Source organism: Prochlorococcus sp. MIT2304, from assembly GCF_059772405.1.
In genome coordinates this window covers 1610569-1626362 of record NZ_CM186286.1, presented here as the reverse complement: position 1 = coordinate 1626362, position 15794 = coordinate 1610569, and the positions used below count along the sequence as shown (strand labels likewise).

The following is a 15794-nucleotide window of genomic DNA, read 5'->3' as shown; positions in this document are numbered from 1 at the left end:
TCTAGTTAGTCAACTTCAAAGATTTAGAAGAGCCATTAGGATTTGGATAATATTGTTAGGGTTACTTTTCTATCTATGGTTTGATTCTAAAAAGTGGACTTATTTAAATGGTTATACCGCCACAAGAAGAGATAGAAGAAATACTTTAAGAGCAAAATGGCTTACGAAAGAATTAGTTAATCTTGGATCAGCATTTATTAAATTAGGCCAACTTTTATCTGCAAGATCTGATGTTATTCCATCGGCATGGGTAAAAGAACTTACATCTTTACAAGATAGAGTTCCACCTTTTGAATTTGAAAAAGTTGAAAGTATTTTAAAAGATCAACTTGGAAATTCATATAAAAAAATTATAAGTATTGATGAAATTCCAATTGGCTCTGCATCGCTTGCTCAAGTTCATAAAGCTAGTTTAGTTGATGATAAAAATGTTATTTTCAAAGTCCAAAGACCGGATATAGAAAAGTTTTTCAGGCTTGATTTAGATGTAATGAATCAAGTCGCAAAATTAGTTCAAAGAATAAAATCCCTAAGCCGAGGTAATGACTGGATAGGGATTGCAAAGGAGTCGAAGAGAGTATTACTAAGAGAACTTGATTTTCGCATTGAAGCCCAATATGCAGCAAGATTTAAACAACAATTTATAGATGACTCAGATATTTTAATTCCAAGTGTATTTTGGGACTTAAGCACCAGTAAGGTTTTATGCTTGGAGTATTTATCAGGAATTAAGATTAATGATATTCAATCTCTCAAGAGTAATAACATTGATACTGCTTCAATTGCAAAGATTGGAGCCACAAGTTATTTAAAACAACTAGTTAATTATGGTTTTTTTCATGCAGATCCTCATCCAGGCAATTTAGCTGTTTCTTTGGGAGGTTCTCTTATTTACTATGATTTTGGGATGATGGGTTTTGTCTCTGAGCGTATTAGAGGCAGACTAAATTCAATGATCAAAGCCGCAGCGCTTAGAGATGTTAGTGGACTTGTCAAAGAGCTTCAAATTGCTGGTTTAATAGAAAAAGATATCGAAATAGGTCCAGTTAGAAGGTTAATAAGAATAATGTTAAATGAAGCTCTTACCCCCCCCTTTGATTCTCAAATTATAGATAAGCTCTCTGGGGATTTATCTGAACTAGCTTATGGGAAACCCTTTAGAATACCTATTGAGTTGATTTTTGTTTTTCGAGCGTTATCAACTTTTGAAGGAGTTGGAAGATATTTAGACCCCGAATTTAACTTAATAGCAATAGCAAAACCATTTCTTCTCCCTCTAATGACTTCAAAAAATGCAGACTCTAATGACATATTTAATGAATTGGGAAGACAAGTCACCGAAATAGGGACTAAAGCTGTTGGATTACCAAAACGCTTAGATGAAAATCTAGAGAGACTAGAGCAAGGGGACTTGCAACTGCAAGTACGAATGGGTGAATCAGATAGGCAACTCAGAAGAATGATTTATGCTCAACATTCATTAGGTAACTCTGTTCTCCTTGGCTCACTTGCAATATCCTCTGCTTTACTAGTTTCAACTAATAGACCTTTTTTATTTCTCATACCAGCATTGATTGGATTTCCCATAGCTCTGAATTGGATTAAATTAAAATTTAAGATGAGAAGCGAAAGTCGTTTAGATAGTCTCCAAGGAAGAAAAGGCTTTAAATAGTCATAATCAAATCTTAGATCTTCCTCTTGGTCCTAAGCCCACAAGTCCAGCATAAGTCGCTTGACTACCTAACTCATCCTCAATGCGAAGTAATTGATTATATTTCGCGACTCTTTCACTCCTGCTCAATGAACCTGTTTTAATTTGACCTGATTTAGTTGCTACTGACAAATCAGCAATAGTTGTATCTTCAGTTTCTCCGCTTCTATGACTTATTACAGTTGTATAATTCGATCTTGAGGCAAGCTCTATAGCTTCAAGTGTTTCAGTCAGCGAACCTATTTGATTAACCTTAATTAAAATTGAATTTGCAATATTCTCATCAATGCCTTTTTGTAAACGAAGTGTGTTGGTGACAAATAAATCATCTCCAACTAATTGCACACTTTTGCCAAGCTTTTCCGTAAGCAAGCTCCAGCCATCCCAATCATCTTCAGCCAATCCATCCTCAATAGAAATAATTGGAAATGAATTAACTAACCCAGCCAATTCCTCAACCATTTGCTCGCTGGAATAGGAATTTCCTCCATAAATATATTTTCCATCCTTATAAAACTCTGTGCTTGCAACATCCAATGCTAAAGAGATTTGCTCCCCTGGTCTAAATCCAGCATGTTCAATTGCTTGCATTAAAAGGTCACCTGCTGCTTTATTACTTTCAAGATTTGGAGCAAATCCTCCTTCATCGCCTACAGCAGTTGACAAACCTTTTTGGCTCAATAAATCTTTAAGCGTGTGAAAAACCTCAGCTCCCATTCTTAAGGCTTCTCTGAAGCTTTCAGCACCATGCGGAACCAACATAAATTCCTGAAAATCTAAATTATTTGCAGCATGTTCTCCTCCATTGATGACGTTCATCAATGGCACTGGCAATAAAGATGACATTGGTCCACCTAAATACCTGTACAAAGGTAAACCCAAACCTTTAGCTGCTGCTCTTGCTGTAGCCATGCTGACAGCGAGAATTGAATTTGCACCAAGATTTGATTTGTTCTCTGTATCGTCGAGTTGTTTCATTACAGAATCAACTGTGGATTGATCTAACGCAGAAAGGCCACATAAAGCAGGAGCAATGGTTTCTTCTATATGACCAACGGCCTTGATAACTCCTTTACCCAAATAACGTTTTCCACCATCTCTTAATTCATGAGCCTCATGGGCTCCAGTACTGGCGCCACTTGGAACAATCGAACGTCCAATAGCTCCTCCTTCTAAAAGCACTTCAGCCTCTACCGTTGGATTACCACGAGAATCCAAAACTTCTCGGGCCATAATGGTATCAATAACTAGTTCTAGAGAGTCAGCCACAAATTTAAGATGATTTTAGATCTTATGAACTACATTATTCCCATATGTTCCTGAATTGCTAATCTAGCTTGCTTTCCAAGACCTAATCAATCAAATTTGTCTTAACAAGAAATAAACGTATCGATAAAAAGGTCTTAATCAAAATTTAGAAGGCAAATGAGCAATTTCAATCAAATTAATCGAAAATGAATGGAAGTCTCACAACAGAACCAGATTCTTTTAGCGATGAAGCTTGGAGTCTTTTACTAATAGCTGAAGAATCGGCCAAAAGATGGCGCCATCAGAACTTAGATGTTGAACATCTTATTCAAGTTCTTTTTAGAAACAAAAAATTTCAAAAATACACAAATTCCCTTCCTGTAAATCATAGAGAAATAAATCAAATTTTAGATAACTTTATTGCTGAACTTCCAATAAACAACCAATCAGACTTATTTGTTGGAGAAGATTTAGAAATTCTTCTTGAAACAGCTGATGATTTTCGCTCTAGATGGGGATCTAATCAAATAGAGATATCTCATATCCTTATCGCACTTGGTAGAGACAATCGCTTAGGAGAAGATCTTTTTTATCAAGCAGGTCTGCCCAGTGAACTTCTTGAAGCAGAGTTGAGACGGCTACCAGCACCAAAATCATTTAAACAATCAAAAAGAAATACAACTCAACAAAAAGAAGATAGACCATACAAAAATTCCAGGCCGTCTGTATCTCCCCAAAAAACTTCAAAAAATACTGCCCCAGAGTCACTTGCCCCTGTCACAAATAAGGAGATCACCTCAAAAGAACAACCTTTAAAACTTCATGAAGCGCCAAGTGCATTGGATTTATACTGCAAAGACCTTACTGCCGAAGCTGAAGACGGTAAATTAGACCCCGTGATCGGCAGAGAGTCGGAAATCAAAGCAATTACAAAAGTTTTATCTAGAAGAGGCAAAAACAATCCAGTACTTATTGGAGCTCCAGGTGTGGGGAAAACAGCAGTAGCAGAATTATTAGCACAAAAAATAATAGCTAACGAAATTCCTGATTCTCTTCAAGGTTTAAGACTGATTTCACTTGATATCGTTGCACTAACAGCTGGAGCTAAATTCCGAGGGCAATTTGAAGAACGATTTAGATCATTGTTAAGTGAAATCAGCAACAGCGAAAAAGGAGTGATTCTATTTATTGATGAATTACACTCAATTGTAAGCAAAGACAGATCAAATACTGATGCGGGCAGTTTATTAAAACCATTATTAGCCAGTGGAGACTTACGTTGTATTGGTGCAACTACTCCGGACAATTATAGACGTACGATTGAAAAAGACCTAGCGCTGGACAGACGATTTCAACAAGTATCAATCAAAGAGCCAAGTCTAGATTTAAGCTTGGAGATCCTAAAAGGACTTAGAGAAAATTATGAGTCTCATCACGGAGTGACTATTACTGAAGAAGCCCTAATTACAGCTAATCGTTTATCTCATAGATATATAAGTGACAGATGCCTACCTGATAAAGCTATTGACTTAATTGACGAGGCTTCAGCTCAAGTGAAAATCGAATCTGCATCAAAACCAAAAATCATAGAAGAGAAAGAATCTCAAGTTATTGACATAGAGTCTTCAATCAAAAGTGCTAACAAAGATACAACATTAGAAACCATACATAATCTTGAAGAACAGAAAGAATTTCTACTCTGTGAACTAGCTCAGATCAAACAAAAATGGCAAGATCAAATCGAGAAATCAGCTGAATTACAAGAACTAAAAGTAAGAGCTGAAGAATTAAAAAATTTAATAAAAGAAGCGGAAATCTCCGGTGATACTGAAGAAGCAGAAAGACTTAGATATGAACAACTTTTTGAAATCAAAGAAAGCATAAAAGAAATAGAGGCTTGCATTCAAGAAGATAATGAATATGGAAATTCTTTGCTCAGAGATCAAGTTGAGCCAGAAGATATAGCTGATGTTGTCTCAAGATGGACAGGGATTCCTGTTAGCAAAGTTTTATCAGGTGAGAGACAAAAGCTTTTACAGTTAGAACAAGAATTAGAAAAAAAAGTTATCGGTCAATTAAATGCTGTTCAAGCAGTTTCAGCAGCAATTCGTAGAGCAAGAGCTGGGATGCAGGACATAAGAAGGCCTATAGGATCCTTTCTTTTTCTGGGCCCTACCGGTGTTGGGAAAACTGAACTAGCTAAATCACTGGCAAATTCATTATTTGATGAAGAGGACGCTTTATTGAGACTTGATATGAGCGAATATATGGAGAGAAATGCAGTTTCAAGGCTCTTAGGTGCACCACCAGGATACGTAGGTTATGAAGAAGGTGGGCAATTAACAGAAGCAGTTAGAAAAAGACCTTATGCAGTTTTACTCCTTGATGAGGTAGAAAAAGCTCATCCAGAGGTTTTTAATATCCTTTTACAGGTTTTAGATGATGGAAGACTCACTGATTCTCAAGGTCGAACAGTAGATTTTAGAAACACCGTTATTGTTATGACGAGCAATCTTGCTAGCCAGGCGATCTTAAATAATTCACTTCAAGTTCAAAGTGAAAGTTCAAATAAAAATATTCTTGCAGAAGAATTAGATCAAAAAATCAATGAGGCCCTAGCAAAACATTTTCGACCAGAGTTTTTGAACCGCATCGATGAAGTAATAAGATTTAGTCCACTTAAGCCTGAGAGTTTAGAACAAATTGTGCGACTTCAACTTGAAGAACTCAAGAAGCTTCTCAAGCACCAAGGTTTAGATCTTTATGTTGACGAAAACACCATTAAAACTCTTGCTGATGAAGGCTATGAACCTGAATACGGAGCTAGACCCCTAAGAAGAGTAATCCGAAAGAGATTGGAAAACCCTCTGGCAACACAAATTTTAGAGGAAGCTTTTGAAGATGCGAAAACAATAAGGGTTCAGATTAAAGATAATGAGTCAAAAAAACTTCTTTTTTTAATAGATAACTAATCCATCAAACATAAGTTAGTCTGGGCTTATAGAAATTTTTTTTTCAAAAGTACCTTCCTTTTAATCTTCCCAAAGTGACAAGTCCAACCTCTAAAGAGGATCAAGAAAAGGTAATTCCTACACAACAGGAAAAGACTGCCTTAAAAAAAAGTTTTTTATCCTCTACAATTGATGAAATGAAACTAGTTGTATGGCCCTCTCGCCAACAACTTTTCAGCGAATCTGTTGCTGTGATTTTAATGGTCACTCTATCAGCAGTATCAATAGCAGCTGTAAGCCGTTTTTATGGATGGGCATCAACTCAGATATTTCGCTGAGTTCACTCATCTAAATTTCTAAACCTCTCACAATTTTTTCCAGTGTCAGATATTGAAACCACTCCTACTAATGATTCAAAAATAATCGATAGATCAGAGAACATTAAGGATGATCAATCACATTTCCCAAACCAAACAATAAAGACAAATATTGCACGTTGGTACGCAATTCAAGTTGCCTCCAGTTGCGAAAAGAAAGTAAAAGCTACACTTGAACAAAGAGCCATCACTCTTGGTGTTAGTGACAGAATTATAGAGATAGAAATCCCTCAAACACCTGCAGTTAAGCTAAAGAAAGATGGAAGTAGGCAGACCACAGAAGAGAAGGTATTCCCTGGATATGTGCTTGTTCGTATGGTGTTAGATGAAGACACAATGATGGCGGTAAGGAGTACTCCCAATGTAATTAATTTTGTTGGTGCAGAAGACCGAAGAGCTACTGGTAAAGCTCGAGGGCATATCAAACCTCGCCCTCTTAGCAGGCAAGAGGTTAATAGAATTTTTAAAAGAGCAGCTGAAAAGAAAACTGTTGTCAAGTTGGATGTAGAAGAAGGTGATCAGATTGTTGTAACTTCAGGTCCTTTTAAAGATTTCCAAGGAGAAGTAATTGAAGTTTCTGGAGAAAGAAATAAACTAAAGGCACTATTGTCAATCTTCGGGAGAGAAACTCCTGTTGAACTTGAATTTTCTCAAATCACCAAACAAAATTGATTCTTAATTTCCTTTTGCTGTCTGGTCAGTCTAGGAGTTAAGTTTATTAGATAATTCATCTGATTAGTTTCAGGTTTTCCTCATTAGTTCAATCCTCAGCCGATGGCAAAGAAAGTAGTAGCTCTGATCAAGTTGGCCTTACAGGCTGGCAAAGCTAACCCAGCTCCTCCAGTTGGGCCTGCGCTTGGTCAACATGGGGTAAATATCATGGCGTTTTGTAAGGAATACAATTCGCGCACCCAAGACAAAGCTGGCTTTGTAATACCTGTAGAAATATCAGTTTTCGAAGATAGAAGTTTTACTTTCATAACAAAAACCCCTCCTGCTTCTGTTCTCATAACTAAAGCCGCAGGCATTGCGAAAGGTTCCGGCGAGTCAGCAAAAGGAACTGCCGGTTCGATTAGTAAAAGTCAATTGGAAGAAATTGCTAAAACAAAACTTCCAGATCTCAATTGCAGCAGCATCGAATCAGCGATGAAAGTTATTGAGGGGACAGCCAAAAACATGGGGGTTTCCATAAAGGACTAATAAAATCGTAAAATCATCCAACGTTCTCTTTAAGGGGGAGACGAAAAGTCGATTGGACCCCTATTTATTATGAAAAATTTTTCAAAAAGAATGACAACGTTACTTTCCAAAGTGGAAGAACGTACATATTCTCCCATTGAAGCCATCAAGCTAGTCAAGGAGAATGCAAATGCAAAGTTCGATGAGACTATAGAAGCTCACATAAGACTAGGCATCGATCCAAAATACACTGATCAACAACTTAGAACTACAGTTGCCTTACCAAGTGGTACTGGTCAGAACATAAGGATAGCGGTAGTTACACGCGGTGAAAAAGTTTCTGAGGCGACGAAAGCAGGTGCTGATCTCGCTGGAGAGGAAGATTTAATTGATTCAATCAACAAAGGAGAAATGGACTTCGACCTGCTAATTTCTACTCCGGATATGATGCCTAAGGTTGCAAAACTTGGAAGAGTGCTTGGGCCAAGAGGACTTATGCCTAATCCAAAAGCAGGAACAGTTACAACTGATTTAGCAGGAGCTATTAAAGAATTTAAAGCAGGAAAACTTGAATTTAGAGCAGACAAAGCAGGAATTGTGCATGTCCGATTTGGTAAAGCGAGTTTTTCGGAAGATGCTCTTCTTGAAAATTTGAAGACATTGCAACTAACAATAGATAAAAATAAACCTAGTGGAGCAAAAGGAAAATTCTGGAGAAGCTTTTTTATTACATCCACAATGGGGCCATCGGTAGAAGTAGATATCAACGAATTACAAGACTTGCAGAAAGAAAAGTGACCCTTTTTGTTGTAAATTAACCGAGTGGTTTAACCACAAGGGCATGCGCCCAGCCAGAGACAGCAGGTCTGATTCTATTAAACCTTTGTTTTAATAGAATTTATAATCCCAGCCGAGGCATACGCAGGGTTTTATCTTTTGGATTGAATCGTAAGCGGCCTCGATTCCCTAAGGGAATATGGCCGTATGTCCAGTTCTTCCCCCGATTCGATCCAATTATTATGGGCCGCACGCTGGAAAGCAAAAAACAGATCGTCGAAACGATAGAGGGTCTACTTGATAACTCTGAAATGGCTCTAGTTCTTGATTACAAGGGCTTATCCACAAAAGAGATGTCTGACTTGCGCTCAAGATTGCAAAAAAGCGATGGCGTCTGCAAGGTCACTAAAAACACCTTGATGCGTCAAGCCATAAAAGGAAAAGATTCCTGGACTGGTTTGGAGTCATTGCTTACTGGTACTAACGCCTTTGTTTTAATCAAAGGAGATGTTGGGAGTGCTGTTAAAGCTGTACAAGCATTTCAAAAGGAAACTCAAAAATCTGAGACTAAAGGAGGTCTTTTCGAAGGCAAACTTTTATCTCAAGATGAGATCAAAGCGATTGCAAAACTTCCTAGCAAGGAAGCACTTATGGCACAAATTGCTGGTGCAATGAATTCCATTACAAGCAAAATCGCTATTGGTATAAATGAGGTCCCATCTGGACTTGCAAGGTCTCTTAAACAACATTCTGAGAGCGGCGAGAGCTGATACTCCTTGTTAAACAATTTGTTTTCTACTTACTTAGTTGCTGATTTAAAACATGTCTGCAAAAACCGATGAAATCTTAGATTCATTAAAAAGCCTCTCTTTGCTTGAAGCTTCAGAGCTTGTCAAGCAAATAGAAGAAGCTTTTGGTGTATCTGCTGCCGCATCTGCTGGCGTTGTCATGGCCGCTCCAGGAGCTGCTGCTGGTGGCGATGGTGGTGAGGCTGTCGAAGAAAAAACTGAATTTGAGGTAGTTTTAGAAAGCTTTGAAGCTTCATCTAAAATCAAAGTCCTCAAAGAAGTTCGCAATGCCACAGGTTTAGGCCTTGGCGAAGCAAAAGCCCTAGTTGAAGCTGCTCCAAAAACAATCAAAGAAGGAGCGACAAAAGAAGATGCTGAGGCGCTAAAGAAAGCAATAGAGGCTGTTGGTGGGAAAGTAACTTTAAAATAAATATTGTTACTGGATAAACACCAGTTTTCTGCTTATATGAAACCGGTCTAATTAGACCGGTTTTTTTATGACAACTGAAGAAAAATTTGCGATTTCTGCAGCAACCGATGGTGCCTGTAGTGGAAATCCAGGTCCCGGTGGCTGGGGAGTATTAATTAGATTCCAAGATGGAAGCGAAGTTGAATTCGGTGGATATAGCCCTGATACAACAAATAATCGAATGGAATTGCAAGCTGCATTATTTGTCCTGGAAAAATTAAAAGAAATAAAATTTCACCCTTCGATAACCATTAAAACTGATAGCAAATATTTAATTGATGGGATGGGGAAATGGATGTCAAACTGGAAAAAGAGAGGCTGGAAAACAGCCTCGGGCAAACCAGTTCTCAATCAAGACTTATGGAAAGCTCTTGACGATCCTTCGCTACCAAAAATCAAACTTCAATATGTCAAAGGTCATAGCGGAGAAAAAGATAATGACAGAGTCGATGCTATTGCGGTAGCTTTTTCTAAAGGTCGAAAAATACAACTAAAAGATTTTGTCAAAAAATAAAAAAAGCGACTTATACAAAATTCTGCTTGGTCAGCTTCTATCTCAGGACGAGGGTGTTGATGCGGAAATACTTACCAATTCAGCTCTTAATGCAATTAAATTAGCATCATTAAATAGAAATTTTCCAATAATTTCTAACATCCTTTTAAAAGCATCGAGTGGTCTTCAAAGAAACAATTCCAGCTTAAATCAATTTGTTTTTGGCTCTCAATTTAAAAACCCTTTAGGACTTGCTGCAGGATTTGATAAGAATGGAGTAGGAGCAGGTCTTTGGAATTATTTTGGATTTGGTTTCGCCGAATTAGGAACAATTACTTGGCATCCCCAAAAAGGCAATCCAAAACCGAGACTTTTCAGAATTGCCAAAGAAAAAGCTGCACTGAATCGAATGGGATTCAATAACGAAGGAGCAGAGAATTTTTTAAAAACTTTAGAAAAGCAAAAACTCCCTGAGCCAGGAAATAGACCCTGTGTCCTAGGAATAAATTTAGGAAAGTCAAAAATCACCACGCTTGATGACGCTCCAAAAGACTATTCTCGATCCCTAACCCTTTTGGCTTCATTGTCAGACTATGCAGTAATCAATGTTAGTTCGCCAAATACCCCAGGTCTTCGTTCACTACAAGGAACAAAACAAATAAAAAAATTAATAAGAACGCTTAGAGAGGTATCGAATTGTCCACCTTTGCTTGTAAAAATTTCACCAGATCTCTCCAATGAAGCAATTGATGAAATTGCCAAAGTCGCTATGGAAAATGGAATTGATGGAATCATTGCAATCAATACAAGCTTAAATCGATTTAATTTAAAAAAACTAACAATAAAAACTGGAAATACTTTAGAGCGTGAAAGTGGAGGATTAAGTGGACTTCCCTTACAAAAAAGAGGACTTGAAGTTATGAAGATGCTTAGAAGAAGTACTAATAATGATTTACCGCTGATTGGCGTGGGTGGAATTAACTCAGCAAAAGCGGCATGGGAGAGAATTACAGCTGGAGCGTCACTAGTTCAAATTTATACTGGGTGGATATTTGAGGGGCCAAATTTAGTTCCGGATATTTTAGATGGATTAACATTGCAAATGGAAAAGCACGGATTCAAAAATATTAAAGATGCAATCGGTTCAGAAGAACCCTGGAAATAATGAGAAAAATGAATTCAGTAAATGATTATGAATGAAACTGGACATGATATTGTCTCAAATATAATGAAAATAGACTTTGATAATCATGGAGGTAATATTGAAAAAGAAGCAAGAAAGTTAGGACTTTCAACAAAAAATATCATCGATGCAAGTGCATCAATAGTACCGTTCAAATTACCAAAAAAATTAAATAATTATCTAATTAATAGTATAAAGAATGGATCTATAAAATCTTATCCAGATAGAAGTTATTTCGAAGTTAAAAATGCTATTTCAAAATGGCATAATATTGATCCTTCTATGATTTTACCTGGAAATGGAGCCTCTGAATTATTTACTTGGGCAGCAAGAGATGCAAGTTTGTATGGTCTAAGTTCTCTACCTTCGCCTGGGTTTGGAGACTATAAAAGAGCTTTAAAATGTTGGAATGCTCCCTATATTTATAACCCTTTACCCTTGTCTTGGACTAATAGAAATCCTCAATCATTTCCAATCAAACCAAAAACCCAAGTATTGTGGATCACAAATCCACACAATCCAACTGGGCAATTATGGAGTCGTGCATCTATAGAAAGTATATTAACTAATTATAAACTGGTTATTTGCGATGAAGCATTTATTTCTCTTGTACCTGGAGGTGAAAATCAATCAATAATTGACTTAACTAATAGACACAAGAACCTTATAGTAATAAGGAGTCTAACTAAATTTATAGGTATAGCCGGATTAAGGGTTGGATATGCCGTAACTAATGCAGATAGATTATTACAGTGGGAAGAGATAAGAGATCCTTGGCCTGTTAATACACTAGCTATTAATGCAACTAAAATGATAATGAAAGATTCGAAGATGCATAAAAAAAGATTAAATAAGATCCATAAGTGGGTAGAAAAAGAAGGGAAGTGGTTACATGAAAAATTATCAACCTTTTCTACTATTAAGCCTTTTCCCTCAACTACTAATTTTCAGTTAATCAAAAGTGATAATTCCATATTAAATCTTCTTGAGAATTTTAAAAAAAGAGGAATTTTATTAAGAGATTGTAGGTCATTCAAAAATTTAGGTGAGAATTGGATAAGAATAAGTTTTCAAAAAAGAACAGAAAATATTCAAATTATTAATACATTAAAAGATTATATTAACTAATCAAATTTATAATATCAAACAACTTATTTTTCGAATTAATGCAATTGTAATTATTCATATTTAATTTCATTTCACTGAGAGAATCAGAGTCTAGCAAATTAGATAAAGTATTTTTCAAAATTGCCTTTTCTGGATCATGTTGATTAACTATTACAGCACCTCCATATCTAGCCATATAAGCAGCATTTAACTCTTGATGTTGATCGGCAGAAGCTGGAAAAGGTATTAAAATTGAAGGGGTCTTAGTTGCCATTAATTCACAAATTGCACCAGATCCTGCTCTACTTATTGCAAGATCAGCATTTCGCAGTAAGGCCGATATTTCATTACTGAATTGTCTTACAACCAAATTAGCGTGCGTATTAACCTTATCTAAATTTTTATAGAAACAATCGTTGTGACCAGTCAGATGAACAACTCTACAACCTTTCTCAAGCAACCAAGGCAAGATATTCCTTACCATCTCATTCATTTTTATTGCTCCTTGACTCCCTCCCATAACCACAATCAATAAACCATCTCCGATCGGCACCCAATGAGGAAGAGATTGATCTAAAAAAAATTCTGACCTTACAGGCGTTCCAGTAAAACTTGTTTTACATCCTTGCAAATACTCTGATGCTGATGGGATGCCTAGCGCTACATGGTCACAAAATCTACCCAATAACCTAGTTACTTTCCCAGGGATAGCATTAGATTCATGCAAAATGATAGGAATGCCAGTTATTTTCGCTCCGAGAATACTTGGAGCAGATATATACCCACCAGTAGTAAATATAACGTTAATCTTTTTCTGACGGATCAGGATAGAAACTTGGATAGAAGAAAGGAGTAATTTACAAATTTCAAACATCTTTCTAAAAATATTTCCTTGTAATCCTCCAACTTTTAGCTTTATTAGATTGTATTTTTTGGGAACCAGATCAATCTCTAGCCTATTTGGCACACCTAGCCACTCAATTTTCCAAGAATTTGAGAGTGAGTCAGCGAAAGACAATGCAGGATAAATATGCCCACCTGTTCCGCTTGCAGCAATTAAAAGGCGAGGCATAAATTAAATAACCTTATTCATGAAGGCTAGGTTATATTGAGCAAAAAAGGTAGACGTGCGACATTCACTCATAGTGAAATCAATAATATTTTTTTTGCTACATCCCCTCATGATCAATTCTGCTTTAAGTAAAAACATGGAGAAGCAGTTATTAAGTAATAAATTGGAGGAAATTCTCAACCTGAAGAATGATGACTTACTAAGAGATTTATTTCTAAAAAAATCATTCGATCAATTTAATAAGCGCCACAAAGCTTTTAAAGATAAATATAAAGATGCAAAATGGTCAATTCAACAAGTTAGAAATGAAAAAGATAAGTCATTACTAAATGTCAAAATAAAATCTACAAGAGAAATTAATGATCAAATTTATAATCTCAATACTAAACAGACTGTTCAATTAGAGACCTACAACAATAAAATCAAAGGATATAAAGTTATTAAAGAAGAATCTATTTTGAATAGTCAAAATTCACCTTTAATTATAAAAATTATATCTCCAGACAAAGTTTTTACTGGTCAGAAATACGAAATAAATTTAGTCATTGAAAATCCATTAAGCAATGCATTAACTGCTAGTGGAATGATCTTACTTAAAAACGAAGATAATATTAATTTATCCAATGATATTTTTGGGATTAAGCCTAATCAATCAGGTGGTTTATTTAAATATGTTCAAGCGCCCTTAAATCCTGGCTTTCAAACTTTTTCAGCAATCATTACTCATCCTGAAGGTATTTATTCAATAACAAAAAAAATAGAAGTAGGTTTATAAAAACATACTTCTAAAAATCATAAAACCAGGTTCAAATTTTAAGCATCATCTAGAGCAGAAACTCCAGGAAGAACTTTCCCTTCCAAGAGTTCAAGACTAGCACCACCTCCAGTAGATATATGAGACATATTTTTAGCTAAACCTGCTTTCTCAACTGCTGCTACTGAATCTCCACCTCCAATAATTGTGCAGCATCCTTGGGCACTTAAATCAGCCAAAGTATTAGCTATTGAATTGGTTCCATTTGCAAATTTCTCAAATTCAAAGACACCCATCGGTCCATTCCAAATCACAGTTTTGCAATCTTTCAAGGCGTTCTGAAAAAGTTCAACTGATTCTGAACCAATATCCAATCCCATCCAGCCTTCACTAATAGAATCTATTTTTGAAACTTTACTGCTTGCATTAGGAGAAAAATTATCAGCCAATACAACATCACTTGGTAAAAGGAACTCAACTCCTTTATCTCTCGCTTTCTTCTCCAAAGCGCTTGCCAATTCTAGCTTATCTTCCTCGACAAGACTGTTACCAACAGATAATCCTCTGGCTTTGTAAAAAGTAAATATCATCCCTCCACCAACGATTATCTTGTCACATTTATCAATCAAAGATTCCAAAACACCTATTTTACTGCTTACTTTGGAACCGCCAACTATTGCAGCCAATGGTCTTTGAGGTTGATCTATCGCTCCTTGAAGGTACCTTAGTTCTTTTTCCATCAAATAGCCAGCCACACAAGGACTCAAGAACTTTGTAACTCCCTCAGTTGAAGCATGAGCACGGTGAGCGGCACCAAAAGCATCGTTTACATATACTTCTGCCAAAGAAGCTAATTCTTTAGCAAACTCTCCATCGTTTTTTTCTTCACCAGCAATAAATCGAACATTTTCCAAAAGGACAACATCGCCATTAGACATCGCATCTACTTTTGACTTAGCTTCAGCTCCTCTACAACTTTCTGTTTTTACAACTGTTTTACCAAGCAATTCACTCAGTCTTTGAGCAACAGCTGTCAAACGCATTGTTTCATTAACCTCTCCCTTTGGCCTACCAAAATGAGCAGAAAGAATAACTCTTGCACTCTTTTCAAGAAGGTCATTAATAGTTGGTAAAGCAGCACGAATTCTTGTGTCATCAGTTATCTGCCCCTCATCTCCTAATGGGACATTAAAATCAACTCTCACTAAAACACGTTTGCCGCATAAGTCTTCAGCGCCGAGACTTGACAGGGAACGCTTAGACATAATGTATAGGATTCAGAAAGGAAACTGAGTGACCATAGCTCTTGAAAGGCACCAATTGGGTAATTACTAAGACACAGAAAAAATCTACCTAAACCCCTGAGGAACCAAAAACGATATTTAAAATATCAAAAGCCTTTATAGAAAATAATTAATTACCCCTAAAACAGCTGCAGTTACTCGAGAAATAATCTTACAATGTTAAGTTTGGAAATCAATTTTTTTTAAAACACACAATATGAGAGATTTTTTTCAATGGTGTGTTATTAAATATTGTAATTCTATCAATCTAGATTGATCAATAAAATTGATTTCCCGTCAGGATATTTAGAATAAATCAATTATTATTATTAACTTATATAATCATTTCAGATGATAGGTTGAACTTAGAAATTTCAAAAACAACCAACCAAAATAGATCAA

General features: G+C 36.3%; 15 protein-coding genes. 12 read left to right on the top strand and 3 right to left on the bottom strand.

Going from position 1 to position 15794, the window contains the following annotated elements; genetic code table 11:
• The first annotated feature begins 46 nt into the window (after positions 1 to 46).
• On the top strand, positions 47 to 1672 hold the full coding sequence (locus AC6EIY_RS09300) for an ABC1 kinase family protein (RefSeq protein WP_498508203.1): 1626 nt from the start codon (positions 47 to 49) through the stop codon (positions 1670 to 1672).
• A gap of 6 nt (positions 1673 to 1678) precedes the next feature.
• On the opposite strand, the gene eno is transcribed toward AC6EIY_RS09300, so the two are convergent.
• Positions 1679 to 2980, bottom strand: a complete 1302-nt coding sequence (eno, locus tag AC6EIY_RS09295; RefSeq protein WP_498506636.1) for a phosphopyruvate hydratase — start codon at positions 2978 to 2980, stop codon at positions 1679 to 1681.
• Between the two features lie 185 nt (positions 2981 to 3165).
• On the opposite strand from eno, the gene AC6EIY_RS09290 reads away from it, so the two are divergent.
• From AC6EIY_RS09290 to AC6EIY_RS09245, 10 genes are all read left to right on the top strand, one after another.
• Positions 3166 to 5931 (top strand): ATP-dependent Clp protease ATP-binding subunit, encoded by a 2766-nt coding sequence (locus tag AC6EIY_RS09290; RefSeq protein ID WP_498506635.1) that lies wholly within the window; start codon positions 3166 to 3168, stop codon positions 5929 to 5931.
• Positions 5932 to 6005: 74 nt separating this feature from the next.
• Entirely contained in the window at positions 6006 to 6248 is a 243-nt protein-coding gene (gene secE / locus AC6EIY_RS09285) for a preprotein translocase subunit SecE (protein WP_498506634.1), read from the top strand.
• A 102-nt stretch (positions 6249 to 6350) separates the two neighbouring features.
• On the top strand, positions 6351 to 6959 hold the full coding sequence (gene nusG / locus AC6EIY_RS09280; RefSeq protein ID WP_498508202.1) for a transcription termination/antitermination protein NusG: 609 nt from the start codon (positions 6351 to 6353) through the stop codon (positions 6957 to 6959).
• A 102-nt stretch (positions 6960 to 7061) separates the two neighbouring features.
• Positions 7062 to 7487, top strand: a complete 426-nt coding sequence (gene rplK / locus AC6EIY_RS09275) for a 50S ribosomal protein L11 (protein WP_269604350.1) — start codon at positions 7062 to 7064, stop codon at positions 7485 to 7487.
• 69 nt (positions 7488 to 7556) lie between these two features.
• Positions 7557 to 8264, top strand: coding sequence for a 50S ribosomal protein L1 (rplA, locus tag AC6EIY_RS09270; RefSeq protein ID WP_498506633.1), 708 nt, complete (start codon positions 7557 to 7559; stop codon positions 8262 to 8264).
• Positions 8265 to 8485: 221 nt separating this feature from the next.
• On the top strand, positions 8486 to 9013 hold the full coding sequence (gene rplJ, locus AC6EIY_RS09265) for a 50S ribosomal protein L10 (protein WP_269609500.1): 528 nt from the start codon (positions 8486 to 8488) through the stop codon (positions 9011 to 9013).
• 52 nt (positions 9014 to 9065) lie between these two features.
• Positions 9066 to 9461 carry a 50S ribosomal protein L7/L12 gene (rplL, locus tag AC6EIY_RS09260; protein WP_498506632.1) on the top strand — a complete coding sequence of 132 codons (396 nt, stop codon included), beginning with the start codon at positions 9066 to 9068 and terminating at the stop codon, positions 9459 to 9461.
• 67 nt (positions 9462 to 9528) lie between these two features.
• Positions 9529 to 10014 (top strand): ribonuclease HI, encoded by a 486-nt coding sequence (rnhA, locus tag AC6EIY_RS09255; RefSeq protein WP_498506631.1) that lies wholly within the window; start codon positions 9529 to 9531, stop codon positions 10012 to 10014.
• A complete protein-coding gene (locus AC6EIY_RS09250; RefSeq protein ID WP_498506630.1) occupies positions 10001 to 11158 on the top strand; it encodes a quinone-dependent dihydroorotate dehydrogenase in 1158 nt (385 codons plus the stop codon). The genes rnhA and AC6EIY_RS09250 overlap by 14 nt, the downstream gene beginning before the upstream one ends.
• Positions 11159 to 11221: 63 nt before the next feature.
• On the top strand, positions 11222 to 12304 hold the full coding sequence (locus AC6EIY_RS09245; protein ID WP_498508201.1) for a pyridoxal phosphate-dependent aminotransferase: 1083 nt from the start codon (positions 11222 to 11224) through the stop codon (positions 12302 to 12304).
• Here the strand turns inward: AC6EIY_RS09245 and AC6EIY_RS09240 are convergent.
• Complete coding sequence (locus AC6EIY_RS09240) at positions 12297 to 13355, bottom strand: UDP-N-acetylglucosamine--N-acetylmuramyl-(pentapeptide) pyrophosphoryl-undecaprenol N-acetylglucosamine transferase (RefSeq protein ID WP_498506629.1); 1059 nt, start codon at positions 13353 to 13355, stop codon at positions 12297 to 12299. The genes AC6EIY_RS09245 and AC6EIY_RS09240 overlap by 8 nt on opposite strands.
• Positions 13356 to 13464: 109 nt before the next feature.
• Between AC6EIY_RS09240 and AC6EIY_RS09235 the strand changes: the two genes are divergently transcribed.
• On the top strand, positions 13465 to 14130 hold the full coding sequence (locus AC6EIY_RS09235) for a DUF8623 domain-containing protein (RefSeq protein ID WP_498506628.1): 666 nt from the start codon (positions 13465 to 13467) through the stop codon (positions 14128 to 14130).
• Between the two features lie 38 nt (positions 14131 to 14168).
• Here AC6EIY_RS09235 and AC6EIY_RS09230 read toward each other — a convergent pair whose 3' ends face one another.
• Positions 14169 to 15374 (bottom strand): phosphoglycerate kinase, encoded by a 1206-nt coding sequence (locus tag AC6EIY_RS09230; RefSeq protein ID WP_498506627.1) that lies wholly within the window; start codon positions 15372 to 15374, stop codon positions 14169 to 14171.
• Positions 15375 to 15794 lie beyond the last annotated feature (420 nt).

Excerpts from the sequence above, each read along its gene's own strand:
- AC6EIY_RS09245 (WP_498508201.1), top strand. The coding sequence starts at position 11,222 with ATGAAAATAGACTTTGATAATCATGGAGGTAATATTGAAAAAGAAGCA.
- rplA (WP_498506633.1), top strand. The coding sequence starts at position 7,557 with ATGAAAAATTTTTCAAAAAGAATGACAACGTTACTTTCCAAAGTGGAA.
- AC6EIY_RS09290 (WP_498506635.1), top strand. The coding sequence starts at position 3,166 with ATGAATGGAAGTCTCACAACAGAACCAGATTCTTTTAGCGATGAAGCT.
- rplK (WP_269604350.1), top strand. The coding sequence starts at position 7,062 with ATGGCAAAGAAAGTAGTAGCTCTGATCAAGTTGGCCTTACAGGCTGGC.
- AC6EIY_RS09235 (WP_498506628.1), top strand. The coding sequence starts at position 13,465 with ATGATCAATTCTGCTTTAAGTAAAAACATGGAGAAGCAGTTATTAAGT.
- rplL (WP_498506632.1), top strand. The coding sequence starts at position 9,066 with ATGTCTGCAAAAACCGATGAAATCTTAGATTCATTAAAAAGCCTCTCT.
- AC6EIY_RS09240 (WP_498506629.1), bottom strand. The coding sequence starts at position 13,355 with ATGCCTCGCCTTTTAATTGCTGCAAGCGGAACAGGTGGGCATATTTAT.
- rplJ (WP_269609500.1), top strand. The coding sequence starts at position 8,486 with ATGGGCCGCACGCTGGAAAGCAAAAAACAGATCGTCGAAACGATAGAG.
- rnhA (WP_498506631.1), top strand. The coding sequence starts at position 9,529 with ATGACAACTGAAGAAAAATTTGCGATTTCTGCAGCAACCGATGGTGCC.
- AC6EIY_RS09230 (WP_498506627.1), bottom strand. The coding sequence starts at position 15,374 with ATGTCTAAGCGTTCCCTGTCAAGTCTCGGCGCTGAAGACTTATGCGGC.